Origin of the sequence: Roseibium aquae, from assembly GCF_008711285.1 — a bacterium.
Lineage (GTDB): Bacteria > Pseudomonadota > Alphaproteobacteria > Rhizobiales > Stappiaceae > Roseibium > Roseibium aquae.
In genome coordinates this window covers 181,798-198,831 of the sequence record NZ_VXDC01000002.1, presented here as the reverse complement: position 1 = coordinate 198,831, position 17,034 = coordinate 181,798, and the positions used below count along the sequence as shown (strand labels likewise).

The following is a 17,034-nucleotide window of genomic DNA, read 5'->3' as shown; positions in this document are numbered from 1 at the left end:
CGGACTAATGCCCTTCGCCCGGCCCAACGGAAAAATCCCTGCGGGCGCCGGAAATGGTGATTGAAAAGCCCGCGATCACATCAATCAATGTCACGACCGTCAGAATGAAGAACACCGAGGTCGCGGCGGCGCCCACCACCAGAAACTCGACGAGATAAACGACAAAGACCAGCATGGAAAGGATGTGATCGGTGAGCGCCACCGTCCCCGTGCGCGTTGCCTTCAACACCTCGACAAACAGCACCAGCAGCGCACCGGTGATCAAAAGGTCGCCCAGAACCATGGTAAAGCGCGCGCCGGAAACCATGGAGACCGACAGGATCTGCGCCTGAAACGGGTCGTTGGTCGCACCACCGGAAAACACAATCAGATTATAGGCGAGCAACGGCAGAACGGTGAGCGGCAGGGAGGTAAGAAATCTCATTTGGCAGGTCTCCGGAACGCTGGCAGGAGGCGGGTGAGCCCATCGGACCCGGTATCGGGTTTTTCCTACGCCATACCAGACGGTAAAGCGAATATGTGGCACGAAAACGAAAAAGGCCGGTCCTTGCGGGCCGGCCTTGATCGATCAGTACCGCCTTTCGGCGATCCGAACCCTTAGACGTCGTCTTTCGGGGTCAGGATCTGACGGCCCCGGTACATGCCGGTCTTCAGATCAACGTGATGCGGACGGCGAAGTTCGCCCGAATCCTTGTCCTCGACGTAAGTCGGCTGTTTCAGGGCGTCCGCAGAACGGCGAAAACCGCGCTTCGAGCGCGACGTTTTTCTCTTCGGAACGGCCATGTTGTTCTTCTCCGTGGTCCATAATCGCGCGGCCCGGACCGGGTTAGCCCGGGGCGTGGGTTCACGCAGCGTGTTGGAATGCGCGGGGTTATACAGGCAATGCAATGGTTTTGCCACCCCGTCGGCGAAATTTTCTTGACCCCCTGTCGCACCGGCCAAAACCCGTTATCCCGACGGAAGAACGCAGCCGAAGAGCGGACCCGCGGCCGCGACACGCTGAAGGTTTGTGGCAGCCAGGCGGCTGTGACCCGCCGAAGGACTGGCCGGGTTCCGCGCGCGGGGATTGGGCAGAGCGGTCGCAAGCCGGGCCGCCTCGACACGGGTCAGCTGCGAAGCCGGTTTTCCGAACCACGCCTGGGCCGCCGCCTCCGCGCCGAATATGCCTTCTCCCCACTCAGCAATATTCAGATAGATTTCAAGAACACGCTTCTTGGTCAAGATCGCGTCGAGCATCAGCGCCAGCGGCAGTTCCAAACCTTTCCGGACATAGGACCGGTCGCCCCAGAGGAAGAGATTCTTGGCCGTCTGCATGGTCAAGGTGCTTGCGCCGCGCGGGGTCTCTCCCTCCTGCAGGATCGCGATCTGCTGCTCCAGGGCCGCCCAGTCGATACCGTCGTTGGAGCAAAACGTGCTGTCCTCTGAGGTAATGACGGAGCGCACGAGATGAGGCGAGATCTGATCCAGCGGCTGCCATTGCCGATCGACCCAGAGCCCTTGCGCATACCGGGCAAGCATCAAGGTGCTGACCGGCGGCACAACAGAATACAGGACAGTCAAGACAACAGGCAGCGCCGCGGCTAGAACGAGCAGGCGGATCAGCCATCGAGTGACCCTGCGCCGATACGTCATCCGCGCGACTGCCTTCCGGCGGGACCGCACCTGAGCCTCCTGCACGCTAGTTTCCGGCATTCAGGGCGCGCTCATTGTCAAACATGAAATCTCTCAGGATCGGCACCGCGTCGCGCTCGGTCGACAGAAGCAGCTGAAACACCATATTGGATCCGTGAAGAAAGCCGAGCTCCACGGCACTCAGATAGAATTCCCACATCCGGCAGAAGCGCTCGTCATAGAGCTCGGCCGCCTTGTCCCTGTTTGCGGCAAAACGCCGGCGCCAGTCCCGAATGGTGTAATAGTAGTGCAGCCGCAAGACCTCCATATCACAGACCCATAGGCCATGCCTTTCGATCGGCTCAAAAACCTCTGAAAGAGCGGGAACGTAGCCGCCGGGAAAGATGTACTTCTGAATGAAGGGCCCCGTGGTACCGGGCGGGGTCATTCTCCCGATCGAATGCACGAGGGCAAAGCCCCGGTCCTTCAGACACGCGCGAACCTTGCCGAAATAGGTTCCCAGATTCCCGATGCCAACATGCTCCATCATGCCGACCGAAACGACCCGGTCGAACCGCCCCTGAAATTCACGATAGTCCTTCAGGACGAATGTGACCCGGTCTTCCACCCCGGCGTCCTTCACCCTTTTTTCGGCAATCTTCATCTGTTCGGGCGACACATTCAAAGACGTGACACGGGCACCGGCCTCAGCCATGCGGATCGCTAGCGACCCCCAGCCGCCGCCAATTTCCAGCACCTCCATGTCCGGCTCCAGATCGAGCTTGGCGACAAGATGGGTCAGTTTCGCGTTCTGGGCGTCTTCAAGGCTGTCGTCCGGCGTGCGATAATAGGCGCAACTGTAGTTCAGGCCCTCATCGAGAAAGAGCCGGTAGAGATCGGTCGACAGATCATAGTGATGACGGGCCTGGCGTTTGGCCCGTGTCACGTCATTGCGCTGTTGCCGGCGCTTCAAGAATCTCCAGATGCGCTTTTGAAGGCTCTGCACCGGATGCGCCCCGAACGGCTCCCGATTGACCGAAAACAGCATCAGCAGATCATGGGCGGTCGAGCCGTCTTCCATGGTCAGCGTTCCGTCCATGTAAGCCTCGGCAGCGACGAGCTCCGGATTGAAGAACAACCGCCGCTCCAGACCTTTTTCATGCAGGCGGATTGTTACGCTCGGCCCGTTCACCCCGGTTCCGAAGTGATGGGAATTCCCACGCGGATCAATGACAGTCATTTCGCCCTTCTGGACAAATGTTTTGAGAAGATGTGAAAGCAGCCGCATTCTTTACTCCCCCGCGCTCTTTCGGAGTGGAAAGGCCTGGGCCACTGCACTCCCGACAAGGACCAGGCCGTCCGCAGCTCTTGACGATACAGACAAATCGGGAGAGGGAAACCGGTGTTGTCAAAATTTCCGGACCGCGCACGGCCCGGAGCCGGAGCCGATATGCCATTCGAACTCTCTTCCCATTTGTCTGCCCAGGCCACCCGCGTCGAAACGGTCCTAGACCACCTGCTTGATGAAAACAGGACGGAAGGTGAAATCGAACGGCCGCAGCGTCTTCTCAAAGCCATGCGCCATGCGGTCCTCGGGGGAGGAAAGCGTCTCAGACCGGTTCTCATGATGGAAACGGCCGCTCTTTTCGGCCGGACAGATGACGGCGTGGTTGTTGCCGGAGCGGCCCTGGAATGCATTCATTGCTATTCGCTGGTGCATGACGATTTGCCGGCCATGGACGACGACGATCTGCGGCGCGGGCAGCCCACCGTTCACAAGGCGTTCGACGAAGCCACCGCGATCCTGGCCGGCGACGCCCTGCTGACCCTGGCTTTTGATGTGATCGGCGATGAGCGGGTGCACCGGGATGCCGGCAAGCGGCTCGCGCTGTCCCGCGAGCTGTCGAGAGCCTCGGGTATTGGCGGCATGGCGGGCGGCCAGATGCTGGATCTGGAATCGGAACACCGCACACGGTCCGAACCGGAGATCCGGACCCTGCAGGCCATGAAAACGGGAGCGCTTTTGCGCTACGCCTGCAGGGCAGGAGCCGTTCTGGGCGATGCTCCGGACGCTGATGTGGACCGCTTGACCCGTTTTGGCGAAGTCATCGGTCTTGCCTTTCAGCTGGCCGACGATCTCCTGGACGTCGAAGCGGACCCGGCGGCCATGGGCAAAGCGACAGGCAAGGATGCAGCTGCTGGAAAGGCGACCCTCGTCGGACTTATGGGGGCGGAAAACACACGACAGGAGCTTGACCGGCTTTTGTCGGAAGCCAATGACCTGCTCGTACCCTATGCCGAGCGGGCCGGGATCCTGATCGCACTCGCCCGCTTCATCGTCCAGCGTAAGAATTGACGGCGCGGTCTCAAGAATTTTGAAAACGCCAGATCGCTAGGATCTCGACTGGGGTTCCGTCTTGATCCGCCCGAAGTCCGGTGCGTCCGTTTCCTGACCGGCCTCGATAATCGATCTCCGGACACCGCGTGTGCGGGTGAACAAGTCGAACAGCTTGTCGCCATCACCCCAACGGATGGCCCGTTGCAAGGACGCCAGATCTTCCGAAAAACGCGATAGCATTTCCAGGATCGCTTCCTTGTTGTTGAGGCAGACGTCCCGCCACATGGTCGGATCCGATGCCGCAAGGCGGGTAAAGTCACGGAACCCGGAAGCGGAATACTTGATGACTTCGGACTTTGTGACCGTCTCCAGATCATCGGCCGTTCCGACGATGTTGTAGGCGATGATATGAGGCAGATGGGACACGATCGCCAGAACCCGGTCATGGTGGTCCGGCTCCATCGTGTCCACATCGGACCCGCATGCCCGCCAGAAGGCGGACAGCTTTTCAAGCGCCAGAGGATCAGTCCCCTCGACCGGCGTCAGGATGCACCAGCGGTTTTGAAACAAGGCCGGGAATCCGGCATCGGGGCCGGATTGCTCCGTTCCGGCAATCGGATGACCCGGGATGAAATGCACCCCCTTCGGGACATGGGGCATCACCGCCTCGACAACCGATCCCTTCGTGGACCCGGCGTCGGTCAGGATGGCCCCCGGCTTGAGAACGGGCTGAATCCATTTTGCAACCGATTCATAGGCGCCGACCGGCACGCACAGTATGACCAGATCGGCCCCATCCACCGCCTCCGCGGCATCCAGCGCATAGCTGTCGCCAAGGCCGAGTTCTTCTGCCCGGGCAAGGGTGGCTTCCGAACGGGTGGAGACGGAAATGTGACCGGCCAGGCCTTCCTGACGGATAACCTGGGCCAGCGATGAACCGATCAGACCGATGCCGATCAGGGCGATCCGGTCAAACATTGGAGAGGTCATGGATCTCTTGGGGGTTCTTCTTGTTTTTTAACTCTGCATGAACTCAGCAACGGCTGCGACAACCATCCGGTTGGCCGCTTCCGAACCGATCGACATCCGCAAACTGTTCGGCAGGCCGTAATTGCCGACAAGGCGCAACACGCATCCTCGTGCCGACAGATAGGCGTCCGCGTCGACGGCCCGCTTGCCTTCCCGGTCGGGGAAGTGGATCAGAACGAAGTTGCCTACGCTCGGCGTGACATCAAGCCCGATCTTGCGCAGTTCCTCGCTCACCCATGGCATCCAGACATCATTGTGTTCAACGGCCGTTTCGATGAAGGCGCGGTCGCGGACCGCCGCGATGCCGGCGGCGATGGCGGCACCGGAGACATTGAACGGTCCTCGGATCCGGTTGAGCGCATCGATCACATGGACCGGACCGAAGCCCCACCCCAGGCGGAGGTTTGCGAGCCCGTAGATCTTGGAGAACGTGCGGGTCATGACAACATTCTCGGAGGTTGCGGCCAGTTCGATCCCACTCTCGTAGTCATTTCGGCGGACATACTCGGCATAAGCCGCGTCCAGCACAAGAAGCACATTGGCCGGCAACCCGGCATGCAGGCGCCGGATGTCCGAAAAGGGCAGATAGGTTCCCGTCGGGTTGTTCGGATTGGCGAGGAACACCATTCTTGTCCGGTCGGTGATCCGCGCAAGGATCGCGTCGACATCCGCCGTCAAGTCCTGCTCGGGCGCAACCACGGGCGTTGCGCCGGCCGCGCGAATGGCGATGTCATACACCAGAAACCCATGCTCGCTGTAGATCGCCTCATCTCCGGGGCCGAGATAGGCATAGGCAAGAAGGCTGAGGATCTCATCGGACCCGGCCCCGCACACGATCCGGTCCGGATTGATGCCATAAACCTCGCCGATCGCGGCACGCAACTCCGCCGCGCTGCCATCCGGATACAATTCCAGATGCGCCGAAACATCTTCAAGCGCGGCACGGGCGGCCGGGCTTGCCCCCAGCGGCGTCTCGTTGGACGACAGCTTGAAGAGCGTGCGGCCGTTGGCCGCTTTCGATTTTCCCGGAACATAGGGCGCGATCCCAAGCACGCCGGGCCTTGGCACCGGACGCATGGGGGTGGTTTCAAGAGGCGTCATCGTTTCGCTCATGGTCACAATCCTTCGGATGCCGTTTGAGCAGTCTCATCGAACTCCTCGTCGGCCTCTCCCTCTACATCAATCGGCGCAGCATAGCCGCCCACGCGCCGCAATACATCTGGTTCCGCTCCGGCCAGTTCGCATAGTTCGAACACGGCCGTATCAGGCAGTTCGGCGGAGACGGCGAGCAGCGCATCAACACCCTGATGGGAGCGATGAAAGCTCAATACCTCGATACCCTGGTCCATCAGCCGGCCCGGCAGGGCGCCAGCCCAGCGGGCATCATAGACATGGGTCTCCAGCACTGTCTCGACTGGAACAGGCCGGCCGATCACAAGCGCCGGCAAATCGGCGGGCCGGTCCTCCATCATGAGATAGGGCACGCGCGCGATAATCCGCGCGCCTGTTTCGGTCAAGCCGCGCCACCACGGCAAGTCGGCACGGTCAGTCAGGGCGATCAAGCCCAGATCATTAGGCGATGCAGCGACGATGCCGACCACATCCGCCTGGTCGCCGGCCACCTCCAGACCGGTTGAGAAGCCGAAATAAAACCGCGCGACATCCAGAAGGCCCAGCAGATCGGCACTCCCGTCCAGATGGACGGTGAAGGGCGCCTGAAGTCCGGTGCAGCTCGTGATGATTTCGCGCCACAGGTGTTCAATCGTCAGGATGGGCAGGTCGCTGTCATGGCGCTCGACCAGCTGGCGCATCATGTCCGCCTCACGGTCGGGGCGGAAGACAGGGCCCGCCGCGCCGCTCGCCCGTTTCGCCGCGACGATCCCTTCGATCACCCGCGCGCGTTCCATCAACAGCGTATGGAGCTCGGCATCGAGCGCATCGATCCGCTGGCGCAGGGCCGCCAGAGAGGCGCCTCCTTCGGGGAACTGAGTCATGGGATCATACCTTCGGAACACTTTTAGCGGGCGATAGTCATAGGCATGCCGCGTGCCGAACGCAAAAGAAAACGTTGACACCTTCCATAGGCGCACCTACGTCGAAAGGCCTCCGGCGAACGAAAGGCGTTGCTTTTCCCGCCGACAAACCCTGTCGTACCTTGTCCGCCAACGTGTGAGAGCATCCTGCCGATGTCCGGCGACAGCCAATCCACCACCATTGCAGACGCCGCCCGCCGGGAAACGGACGCACCCAGCAGCAAGCTGGCGAAGTTCGACGCCCGAGCCCCGCTCACCCTGGATTCCGGTGCAACCCTCGGCCCCTGGCAGATCGCCTATGAGACCTATGGCACACTGAATGCCGGAAAGACCAACGCCGTTCTGGTTTGCCACGCGCTGACCGGGGACCAATATGTCGCCTCCACCAATCCGCTGACCGGCAAGCCCGGATGGTGGAGCAAGATGGTCGGGCCCGGGCGGCCCATCGACACAGACGTCTATTTCGTCATATGCGCCAATGTGCTGGGCGGCTGCCTTGGCACCACGGGGCCGGCCACGACCAATCCAGAGACCGGCATGCCCTACGGGCTCTCCCTGCCGGTCATCACCATTCGCGACATGGTGCGCGCTCAGGCGCGTTTGGTGGATCATCTGGGTATCGACACACTCTTCGCCGTCGCCGGCGGATCCATGGGCGGGATGCAGGTGTTGCAATGGGCAGCGAGTTTTCCAGAGCGCGTTTTCTCCGCGATTCCGATCGCGACCAGCGCACGGCACTCCTCGCAGAATATCGCCTTTCACGAAGTCGGCCGTCAGGCGATCATGGCCGATCCCAACTGGGCTGGCGGGGCGTATCTGACGAAAGACCTTCGTCCGACCAAAGGCCTCGCGGTTGCCCGCATGGCGGCCCACATCACCTATATGTCGGATGAGTCCCTGCACCAGAAATTCGGCCGCAACCTGCAGGACCGGGAAGACCTGACTTTCGGTTTCGATGCGGATTTTCAGATCGAGAGCTATCTGCGCCACCAGGGCATGACCTTCGTTGATCGGTTCGACGCCAATTCCTACCTTTATGTCACGAGGGCGATGGACTATTTCGATCTTGCGGGCGAGTTTGACGGTCAGCTTGCGCGGGCCTTTCAGGGCACGAAGACCCGGTTCTGCATCATGTCCTTCACCTCGGACTGGCTGTTCCCGACGGCCGAAAGCCGCGCCGTCGTGAAGGCGCTAAATGCAGCGGCTGCAAATGTCTCCTTCGTCGAAGTGGACTCCGACCGTGGGCATGACGCGTTTCTCCTTGATGTGCCAGAGATGTTCCGCACCGTCCGCGGCTTCGTGACCGGGGCTGCCAAGGCCAGAGGCATTCCCGCACCAGGGGGGCGCGATTGACCATGAACGGATATCCTGTCAAAGCGGACGAGAACGGGGTTCGCGGTGACCACAAAGTAATTGCCAGCCTCGTCCCGGACGGGGCGCGGGTTTTGGACATTGGCTCGGCCGACGGCGCGCTGCTCCGCCTCCTGACACGGATCCATGACGTCGACGGCCGCGGGATCGAACTGTCTCAGGACGGCGTGAACAGATGCGTCGCCGACGGTCTTTCCGTCATCCAGGGCGACGCGGATACTGACCTTGTTGATTATCCCGACCGCGCCTTCGATGTGGTGATCCTGTCGCAAACCCTGCAAGCCACCCGAGATCCCAAGGGCGTCATGCGCGAGCTCTTGCGCATCGGCGATCAAGTGATCGTCTCCATCCCGAATTTCGCGTTTTGGCGCAACAGGGTGCAGTTGCTCGTGCGGGGCAGGATGCCGGTCACGAAGTATCTGCCCTACGAGTGGTACGACACCCCGAACATCCATTTTTGCTCGCTGACCGACTTCGCGGCCATGTCCAAGGATCTGGGCGCGGCCATTGAAAAGACGGTGGCCTTGAGCGCGACGGGCCGGAGAATTCCGGTCCCCGCCCCATTGGGAGCGTGGAACTTCCTCGCCGAACAGGCTGTTTTTCTGCTGCGCCGCACCTGACCGCGGGCCTGGACCGGTCAGGCCCCGGGTAGTCCCGTGATCGGTGCGTTTCGTAAATGCGACGCGTCGGTACAGCGGACCGGCTTCAAACCGGCCGGCGCCCCATCGGGGATAAAAACCGGCTTCAGGACCCGCAAGGCGCTTTTGTTGCCATTGTTGGGAATGGTCCGGAACACCTGCTTTTCCCCTTCCATGATCAGCACGCCGCCAAAAGCCGGCCAAACCTTTCGGCCGATCTTTTCCCAACTGCGGGCCGCGCGCAGAATGAACTGCGCTCTTGTCGGCGGCATGAACAGGGCTTCTTCATCGCCCATGACCTCAAACTGGCAATTGCGCATCAACTCCTTCAACTGGCCGCGCGAATAGGGCCGTCCATAGCCGAAGGGGGAAAGTTCCGACTGCGCCCAGAGACCCCGCCGGTTCGGCACGATCGCGATCAGCCGGCCACCCGGCGCCAGCACCCGCCAGGCCTCGCGGAGAATCTCGCTTGGATCGCTTGAATGGTCCAACGCATGGACGACCAGCGCCCGGTCGAAAGTGGCATCGGGGAACGGCAGACAATTGTCCAGAACAAGACTGGAAGCGGTTTCCGCTTCACTAGGCCATGGGACCGCGCCCTGCTGGGCCGGCATCGCGGCCACGCAGCGTTCGGCTGTTTCCAGATAGGGCCGCATGAACGGCCCGGCATAGCCGATGCCGATCAGGCTTTTCGCCTTGAGATCGGGCCAGAACCGGCGCATGTGCCCGCCAATCAGGCCCCGCAACAAATGGCCCATGGGCAAATCGTAAAAGGTGCGGAGATCGGCAACGTCAAGATACATGAAAGACCCGTCTTCAATCGCAGCGATTGAACCTTGATCCTTGGCCGGAGGCAAGGCCACCCTTGTTCATTCGCGCTGCCTTTGCCACATTCGGCCCATCACCCTGCCACGCGATTGGAGACTTGTCCCCATGGCTTTGCCAGATACCGTCGAAATCCGCCAGATCCCATGCCTTTCAGACAATCTCGGCCTTTTGATCCATGACAGCGAGAGCAACACGACCATCGCGATTGATGTGCCGGACGCCCGAGCCTATCTGGATGTCCTGGACATCGAGGGTTGGACGCTGACACATATCCTCATCACCCATCACCACTGGGACCATACGCAAGGTCTCGACGAGCTGAAGACCAAGACCGATGCAACGGTGATAGGGCCCGACCACTCCCGGTCAAAGATCCCAGGCATGACCAATGGCGTTGAAGACGGCGACGACATCTTGTGCGGACCCATTGAGGTCAAGGCAATCGGGACGCCGGGTCACACGCTTGATCAGATATCCTGGTATTTCCCCTCCCTGAAGATCGCCCATACCGGGGACACCCTGTTTTCGCTCGGTTGCGGCCGGGTCTTCGAAGGCGACATGGAGATGATGTGGGCCTCGCTTGCCAAGCTCAAACGGCTCTTGCCCGCTGACACGACGATCTATTGCGGCCACGAATACACTCAGGCCAACGGACGGTTCGCATTGACGATCGAGCCGGACAATCCGCGGCTCCTGGCCCGGGTCGAGGACGTCGATCTGTTGCGCTCGGAAGGACGGTCCACCTTGCCGACGACCATGGCGCAGGAATTGGCCACCAATCCGTTCCTCAGGGCAAGCGAGGCGAGCGTAAAAGACGCGCTTGGGATGGTAGACAAGGCCGATGCGGACGTGTTCGCCGAAATCCGCGCCAGAAAGGACAAGGCGTGACGTGCCAAAACCAGCTCACCGCCAGCCAAATCATCGAAATGCTGCGGATGCGGCCGCATCCCGAGGGCGGATATTTCGCCGAGACATTCCGGGACCCTGAGACCGATGCAACAGGCCGCGCGGCATCGACGCTGATCTACTTTCTTTTGCCTGAGGGCGTCTTGTCCCGCTGGCACAAGGTGGACGCGGCGGAGATCTGGCACTTCTATGCCGGAAGCCCGCTGGAATTGTCGATATCCACGGACACACGGGAAAAACGGGTTCTGATCCTCGGCACCGACCTCACAAGCGGCCAGCGGCCGCAGGGAATTGTGCCGCGTGATGCCTGGCAACAGGCCCGTTCTCTCGGGGCCTGGACCCTTGTCGGGTGCACTGTCGCGCCGGGTTTTCAGTTCGAAGGCTTCGAGATTGCCCCGGATGGCTGGGAGCCCGGGACATAGACCGCCCGGGTCTCGAACGGGCTTTCGAACCACCACACGCCCGGCACGAGGATGACCCGCCTTTTGACTGACTGCGATGTCCGGCCTCCTCCCCGCCAATCTGCCCGGCCGGACCCTTGATTGGGGGCCTGCGGGACGGCTTGGGCGGCACAGGGCGGGCGGATCGGGCCACGCCGATCATAGAGGACCAAGGCACCCCTGACTTGGACGTCGGAAACGCCTGTCTGCCGTCCGCAAAGCCCGTTCGGGCATTCTTCAAAGCCGGTCTAACACCCTGAACAACGCGGATTTTCAAAAGTCGCCGGCCAATCAGTTCCGAAAAAGAATTGATAAATTCATATATCTTAGATTTAATAAGTGACATTGCGTAAGGGAGTTTACCTGTGGCCGCCGGATAAGACAGGCAAGCCGCAAAAGCGCATGTGGAGGAGGAAAAACATGGACTATCGCAACGAAGATCAGCCTTCCGGGGCCGCACCGAACGAAATCGACGGCTTGTCGATCGTGTCGGAGGAAGATGGCGCGCAGGTCGAAGACGCGGGCCGCCGAACATTCTTGAAGGCAACGGGGATCGCCGCTCTCGGTTCAGCTTTGGCCGTCCCCTTTGCGCGGTTCTTTCCCGAAGGCCTGAGCCCTGTCGGCATCGCGCAGGCGCAAGATATGGATGCCTATGCATTCAAGGACCAGTTGACTCTGCTCAACGATCGACCGGTGAACGCGGAAACCGCCGCGCATCTGTTGGATGACAAGATCACGCCAGCCAACCGGCTGTTCATCCGCAACAATGGCATGGTGCCCGATCATGCCTTGGCCATGGACGCAACCGGCTGGACGCTCACGGTTGACGGGGAAGTCGACAACCCGCTCGAACTCACGTTGGACCAGCTCAAGTCGGACTTCGAGGTTGTCACCCGGCAGCTTGTTCTCGAATGCGGCGGCAATGGCCGTGCATTCTTCGTCCCCGGCGCATCCGGCAACCAGTGGACGACAGGTGCGGTGGGCTGCCCTGAATGGACCGGTGTCCGGATGCGGGACGTTTTGAATGCCGCAGGGGTCAAGCCGACAGCCGTTTATACGGGCCACTATGGAAACGACCCGCACCTGTCGGGCGATCCCGACAAGGTGTCGATTTCACGCGGGATTCCCATCGAAAAGGCACTGGAAGAAGATTCGCTGATCGTTTGGGCAATGAACGGCGAAGATCTGCCGGCCATTCACGGTTTCCCCCTGCGCACAATCGTGCCGGGATATCCCGGATCCACCGCTCAGAAATGGCTCAATCGGATTTGGGTCCGCGATGTCGTCCATGATGGCCCGAAAATGGGCGGTTATTCCTATCGGATGCCTGCTTACCCAGTCGCCCCTGGGACAGAGGTACCGGAAGAGGACATGGTCATCATGACCACCATGCCGGTGAAGTCGCTGATCACCAGCCCTGCGACCGGCACCAACTCCGTCGGGCGGAGCCTTGACGTTCGAGGTCATGCCTGGGCGGACGGCGATGTCACCTCTGTGCATGTCTCCCACGATTTCGGCCAGACCTGGCAGGAGGCAAATCTCGAGAAACCGCGCAACAAGTATTGCTGGCAGCATTTCAATGCGACCATCGAACTCCCCCAGGCCGGTTACTACGAGATTTGGGCCAGGGCGACGGACACGAACGGGTACACGCAGCCGGTGACAACCCCGGGCTGGAATCCGCGTGGATACGGCAACAACATGGTGCACCGCATCGCCGTGATCGCAAGCTAGGACGGGTACCTTGTCGCGACCCGGATCCCCAACAATCCGGGTCGCGATCCACGCCGCGCCGCAGCATCCGGCATCGCGCCAAGATCCCGAAACAAAAACCGCCAGACCACCAGAAAAGATCGAGTTTTGATGAAACGGTCCTATTCCTCCTTCATCCTGACATGCGTCTTTGCCATCGGAGTTGCCGCTCTCGCTCGCAGCGACAATGCTTTGGCCGAGAGCGCCACCCTCAATCCGATGAAAACGCCAAATCCGATGATGCCGAATCCCGGCATGCCCATGAGCCCCATGAGTGTGGCGCCCATGCAGCCTCTGGGAGGACTGGCCGGGCAACCGGAAACCGGCGTTGCACGCGATCCCGAGCATGGGAATCTGCCGATTTCCGCCGGGATGGAAGAAACCTATTATTCCTGCACAGCCTGCCATTCCGCACAGACTTTCGCGCAAATGCGCCTGACGGATGAACGTTGGGAATATCTGTGGGACTGGATGATCAAGGAGCAGGGCATGGCCGACTATGGCGAGGAAGCGCGTACGGTCATCCTTGGGTATTTGAAGGAACACTTCTCATCCGAACGGTGATCTGACGCGCCGGTCCGCGGGAGCCGGTTCCGCACCGCCATTGGCGCCATGGCAATCAATCTTGCGTTCGTTACCATGGCGCATGCCGGTCACCCGGCCCGTCTTGCCGCATGCGCACCGCTTTGACCGGGCGGCTTCGGACACCAACCAAAGCCGTTTCTGTTTTTCAGACCCCCGGTCAGTGGCGGAAGTGCCGCATTCCGGTCAGTACCATCGCGAGCCCGGCATCATCTGCCGCGGCGATCACTTCGTCGTCGCGCATTGATCCCCCGGGCTGAATGACCGCCGTTGCGCCGGCTTCAGCTGCGGATAACAGACCATCGGCGAACGGAAAGAACGCATCGGATGCCACCACGCAGCCCTTCGTCAGGGCTTCGGAGATCCCGGCTGCCTCGGTCGCATCCAACGCCTTTCTTGCGGCAATCCTGGCGGAATCAACCCGGCTCATCTGGCCCGCCCCGACGCCAACAGTGGCGCCGTCCCTGGCGTAGACAATCGCATTCGATTTCACGTGCTTGGCGACGCGGAAAGCGAATTTTAGATCGGCCATCTCGCGGGCGCTGGGGGCGCGTTTGGTGACCACCTTGAGATCAAGATCGTCGACAACGCCATTGTCCCGGGATTGGACCAGCAAACCGCCGGCAACCGATTTCACAAACAAGCCCTTCGCTCTCGGGTCTGCCAGCCCTCCCGTCAGCAGGAGGCGCAAGTTCTTTTTCGCCGCAATGATCTCCTGTGCGGCTTCGTCGGCATCCGGCGCGATGATCACTTCCGTGAAGACCTTGACGATCTCCTCGGCCGTGGCGGCATCCAGCGTCCGGTTCAGCGCCACGATCCCGCCGAAAGCCGATACCGGATCGCAGCGCAGTGCCAGCTTGTAGGCATCGGTCAGACTGTCCGCTTCCGCAACCCCGCACGGGTTGGCGTGTTTGATGATGGCCACAGCGGATGTGCGGCCCGGATCGAATTCGGAGACCAGCTCGAACGCGGCATCCGTGTCGTTGATATTGTTGTAGGAAAGGGTTTTGCCTTGGACCTGCCGAGCCGTCGCCACGCCCGGCCGGCTTTCGCCGGTCTTGTAAAATCCGGCTGTCTGGTGGGGGTTTTCGCCGTAGCGCATCACTTCCGCCAACTGACCGCCAATGGCGCGATGAGCCGGGTTGTCTTCTTGCAGTTGCTCGGCCAGCCAGTTGGACACGGCCGCGTCATAGGCTGCCGTTCGCGCAAAGGCCTTCAAAGCCAGTTTCTTCCGCAAGCTGAGCGGCGCCTGACCGTTGTTTACGTCAAGTTCTCCGATCACGGCATCATAATCAGCCGGATCCGTGACAACAGTGACATAGGCATGGTTCTTCGCCGCTGCACGCGTCATCGCCGGGCCGCCGATATCGATGTTCTCAATGCCCAGCGCATAGTCGGCCCCAGAGGCGACCACATCTTCAAACGGATAAAGATTGCCGCAGAACAGATCGATCCCTGTAATACCGTGCTCGGTCATCGCCGCCCGATGATCCGCATCGTCCCGGATGGAGAGCAGCCCGCCGTGAACCGCCGGATGCAGCGTTTTTACCCGGCCGTCCATGATTTCGGGAAAACCCGTGACCTCGGAGATATCAAGCACTGACAGGCCGGCGTCCTTCAAAGCCTTGTAAGACCCGCCGGTTGAGACCAGTTCCACGCCGCGCTTCGCCAGCGCCCCGGCAAAATCGACCAGACCGGTTTTGTCATACACCGACAGCAGCGCGCGTTTCACGGGGACGAGATCGGGAATGGGAACCGCTTTTGTGGAAATGGCCATTGGCGCTACCTTGTTTCACTGAAGGGAAGGTTGGCGCACGCCCTAGCATGAACCGGCAGGATTCTGAAGTCAGCTTCCCACAATCTCGACATCTGTTTTAACCGGACACCAAAGTGTCAAACACGGCCCGGTAGACGGCTGCCACAGCGCTTTGTTCCGCAGCGCCCTGGGCCGCCAGACAGGACAGGCCGGGCGCTGCGTTGATCTCCAGCAGCGTGAACCTTTCCGCGTCCGTTCCAGGGCAACAGACGATGAAATCGACACCAGCATACCGCAGGCCGGAAGCCCGCGCGGCCTTCGTTGCAGCGTCTTTCAAAGCCCCGGACACCCCGTCCGTCACGATCTTGCCAGTGCCGCCCGCGGACAGATTGGCGTTGGGCAACACTGCAAGAGCCCGCCCCTCTTCAAGCACTGTCCCGAGGTCCACCCCCTGTTGGCCGATATGTTGCGCAACACGGGGATCTCCTGCGGATACCTGCGCCTTTCGAGCGATCAGATCCGAAAGCTGGGTTCGTCCATCGCCCTTCACCGCGGGCGGCTCGCGCAAGACGGCAAGGACAACCCTGCCGTCCAGCACGACGAGCCGGAAGTCTTCCCCCGCAATTTCTTCCTGAAGAAGCAAAAGACGGTGCTTCGCGGCAAGAAGGGCGACATGGTCTTGAAGCGCATCAGGTCCGCAGATCCGGAAAACGTCCTCGCCCTCTTGCCCCTCATTGGGTTTCAGGAAAAGCGGATAGCCTTGGTCTCTTGCGAAATCCTGGGCCTGCCGCACGCGCTCGTCCGACGGGCCATGGAGAAGGCAACCGGCAGGGACCGGCAAGCCCTCGGCCGCGAGCAAAGCCAAGGACTGTCCCTTGTCATCCGCGATTTCCGAGGCACCAAGCGGATTGAGATCGAAGTGCGTTCCACGAAAAAACCGCCGATCGCCATCCGGCAGGAAAACAACCCCGCCGTGCCCGTACTCATCCAGCTGCCGCAAGCCGTACCCACGGGCCGCGCAATAGTCCGAAAGCAATGTCCAGACGAGGGACCCGCACGGTGGTGCCTCTGTCCGGCTGGTCACGCGCGCCGAATGCCGGTCAGTTTTCGGTCCGCTCGCGGACATTGGCCAGATAGTCGATTTTGAAGAGATCGGGATTCGTGGGTCCGTTTGACGTGACATTGTACACTGCGACCGACGTATCGTAGCCCTGGGCGTCGGTGACCGTCCATTGCTTCAGTTCATAGCTCTTGGCATCGAAAATCAGTGTCAGAATGCCAGAGTTGAATGTGGTCTGGTCGGTAAGAACGACTGTGATCAGATCGGGCTCGACCAGAACATCGGTCACCTGGGCTTCGGTTTGCAGATTGATGTTTTCAGCCAGGAGAAACCGCAGCGGCGTCTGGTTCAGAGGCCAGATGTCCTGGGTTGCGAGTTTCCGGTCCTTCACCGAAACCGATTTGCCGTCGGCGATGATATCGAGGCGGGCAGGCGGATTGTAATAGAAGCGCACCTTCCCGGGCCGGGCGAGGTAGAACTTGCCTTCCAACTGGCTCCCGTCTGGACCGAACTGAACGAAATCGCCATGCATGGTCTTCACGGAATTGAAATAGGCGTTGACGTCCTGGAGCGTGGCCTGTTCCTCGACGGTCAAGGCCGCCGCCGGAACCAGCATGGCGATAAGGAACCCGCAGGCGGCGGCGAATAAACGTCTGGATCTGGCGAGGCTGCGGATCAGCATGGTGTGCC

Annotated in this window: 18 protein-coding genes; 7 read left to right on the top strand and 11 right to left on the bottom strand. The window is 60.9% G+C overall.

All coding sequences use genetic code 11. The annotated features are described in order from the left end of the window. Positions 1-4 precede the first annotated feature (4 nt). From F0184_RS04625 to F0184_RS04610, 4 genes are all read right to left on the bottom strand, one after another. Entirely contained in the window at positions 5-424 is a 420-nt protein-coding gene (locus F0184_RS04625) for a hypothetical protein (protein ID WP_150494987.1), read from the bottom strand. A gap of 173 nt (positions 425-597) precedes the next feature. Beyond that, entirely contained in the window at positions 598-783 is a 186-nt protein-coding gene (rpmF, locus tag F0184_RS04620; RefSeq protein ID WP_150495187.1) for a 50S ribosomal protein L32, read from the bottom strand. A 165-nt stretch (positions 784-948) separates the two neighbouring features. Next, positions 949-1,632: a monofunctional biosynthetic peptidoglycan transglycosylase gene (gene mtgA, locus F0184_RS04615; RefSeq protein WP_208998340.1), complete on the bottom strand. Its 684-nt coding sequence runs from the start codon at positions 1,630-1,632 to the stop codon at positions 949-951. A gap of 46 nt (positions 1,633-1,678) precedes the next feature. Further along, positions 1,679-2,899, bottom strand: coding sequence for an SAM-dependent methyltransferase (locus F0184_RS04610; protein WP_150494985.1), 1,221 nt, complete (start codon positions 2,897-2,899; stop codon positions 1,679-1,681). Positions 2,900-3,061: 162 nt separating this feature from the next. On the opposite strand from F0184_RS04610, the gene F0184_RS04605 reads away from it, so the two are divergent. Further along, positions 3,062-3,967: a polyprenyl synthetase family protein gene (locus F0184_RS04605; protein ID WP_150494984.1), complete on the top strand. Its 906-nt coding sequence runs from the start codon at positions 3,062-3,064 to the stop codon at positions 3,965-3,967. 36 nt (positions 3,968-4,003) lie between these two features. On the opposite strand, the gene F0184_RS04600 is transcribed toward F0184_RS04605, so the two are convergent. The 3 genes from F0184_RS04600 to F0184_RS04590 are packed head-to-tail and all read right to left on the bottom strand — an operon-like array spanning position 4,004 to position 6,972. Continuing rightward, positions 4,004-4,939, bottom strand: coding sequence for a prephenate/arogenate dehydrogenase family protein (locus F0184_RS04600; protein ID WP_150494983.1), 936 nt, complete (start codon positions 4,937-4,939; stop codon positions 4,004-4,006). A 27-nt stretch (positions 4,940-4,966) separates the two neighbouring features. Beyond that, positions 4,967-6,091, bottom strand: a complete 1,125-nt coding sequence (locus F0184_RS04595) for a pyridoxal phosphate-dependent aminotransferase (RefSeq protein WP_371871047.1) — start codon at positions 6,089-6,091, stop codon at positions 4,967-4,969. 2 nt (positions 6,092-6,093) lie between these two features. After that, positions 6,094-6,972, bottom strand: coding sequence for a chorismate mutase (locus tag F0184_RS04590; protein ID WP_150494982.1), 879 nt, complete (start codon positions 6,970-6,972; stop codon positions 6,094-6,096). Positions 6,973-7,164: 192 nt separating this feature from the next. On the opposite strand from F0184_RS04590, the gene metX reads away from it, so the two are divergent. Both metX and metW read left to right on the top strand, forming a co-directional pair. Continuing rightward, positions 7,165-8,364: a homoserine O-acetyltransferase MetX gene (metX, locus tag F0184_RS04585; RefSeq protein WP_150494981.1), complete on the top strand. Its 1,200-nt coding sequence runs from the start codon at positions 7,165-7,167 to the stop codon at positions 8,362-8,364. A gap of 2 nt (positions 8,365-8,366) precedes the next feature. Next, positions 8,367-9,002: a methionine biosynthesis protein MetW gene (gene metW, locus F0184_RS04580; protein ID WP_150494980.1), complete on the top strand. Its 636-nt coding sequence runs from the start codon at positions 8,367-8,369 to the stop codon at positions 9,000-9,002. A 17-nt stretch (positions 9,003-9,019) separates the two neighbouring features. Here the strand turns inward: metW and F0184_RS04575 are convergent, their stop codons facing one another. Next, complete coding sequence (locus F0184_RS04575; protein ID WP_150494979.1) at positions 9,020-9,823, bottom strand: class I SAM-dependent methyltransferase; 804 nt, start codon at positions 9,821-9,823, stop codon at positions 9,020-9,022. Positions 9,824-9,953: 130 nt separating this feature from the next. Here F0184_RS04575 and gloB point away from each other — a divergent pair, with 130 nt between their 5' ends. The 4 genes from gloB to F0184_RS04555 all read left to right on the top strand — a co-directional run bounded on the left by gloB (position 9,954) and on the right by F0184_RS04555 (position 13,510). Next, positions 9,954-10,736: a hydroxyacylglutathione hydrolase gene (gene gloB, locus F0184_RS04570; RefSeq protein WP_150494978.1), complete on the top strand. Its 783-nt coding sequence runs from the start codon at positions 9,954-9,956 to the stop codon at positions 10,734-10,736. A gap of 38 nt (positions 10,737-10,774) precedes the next feature. Then, entirely contained in the window at positions 10,775-11,176 is a 402-nt protein-coding gene (locus F0184_RS04565) for a cupin domain-containing protein (RefSeq protein WP_150495185.1), read from the top strand. A 438-nt stretch (positions 11,177-11,614) separates the two neighbouring features. Beyond that, positions 11,615-12,928, top strand: a complete 1,314-nt coding sequence (locus tag F0184_RS04560; protein ID WP_150494977.1) for a sulfite oxidase — start codon at positions 11,615-11,617, stop codon at positions 12,926-12,928. A 129-nt stretch (positions 12,929-13,057) separates the two neighbouring features. Continuing rightward, complete coding sequence (locus F0184_RS04555; protein WP_150494976.1) at positions 13,058-13,510, top strand: hypothetical protein; 453 nt, start codon at positions 13,058-13,060, stop codon at positions 13,508-13,510. A gap of 178 nt (positions 13,511-13,688) precedes the next feature. On the opposite strand, the gene purH is transcribed toward F0184_RS04555, so the two are convergent. From purH to F0184_RS04540, 3 genes are all read right to left on the bottom strand, one after another. Further along, the gene (purH, locus tag F0184_RS04550; protein ID WP_150494975.1) at positions 13,689-15,305 is read right to left on the bottom strand and encodes a bifunctional phosphoribosylaminoimidazolecarboxamide formyltransferase/IMP cyclohydrolase; all 1,617 of its coding nucleotides are present in this window, start codon (positions 15,303-15,305) and stop codon (positions 13,689-13,691) included. 97 nt (positions 15,306-15,402) lie between these two features. Next, the gene (locus tag F0184_RS04545) at positions 15,403-16,368 is read right to left on the bottom strand and encodes a hypothetical protein (protein ID WP_172971986.1); all 966 of its coding nucleotides are present in this window, start codon (positions 16,366-16,368) and stop codon (positions 15,403-15,405) included. 16 nt (positions 16,369-16,384) lie between these two features. Beyond that, a complete protein-coding gene (locus F0184_RS04540; protein ID WP_150494973.1) occupies positions 16,385-17,026 on the bottom strand; it encodes an outer-membrane lipoprotein carrier protein LolA in 642 nt (213 codons plus the stop codon). Positions 17,027-17,034: the final 8 nt, after the last annotated feature.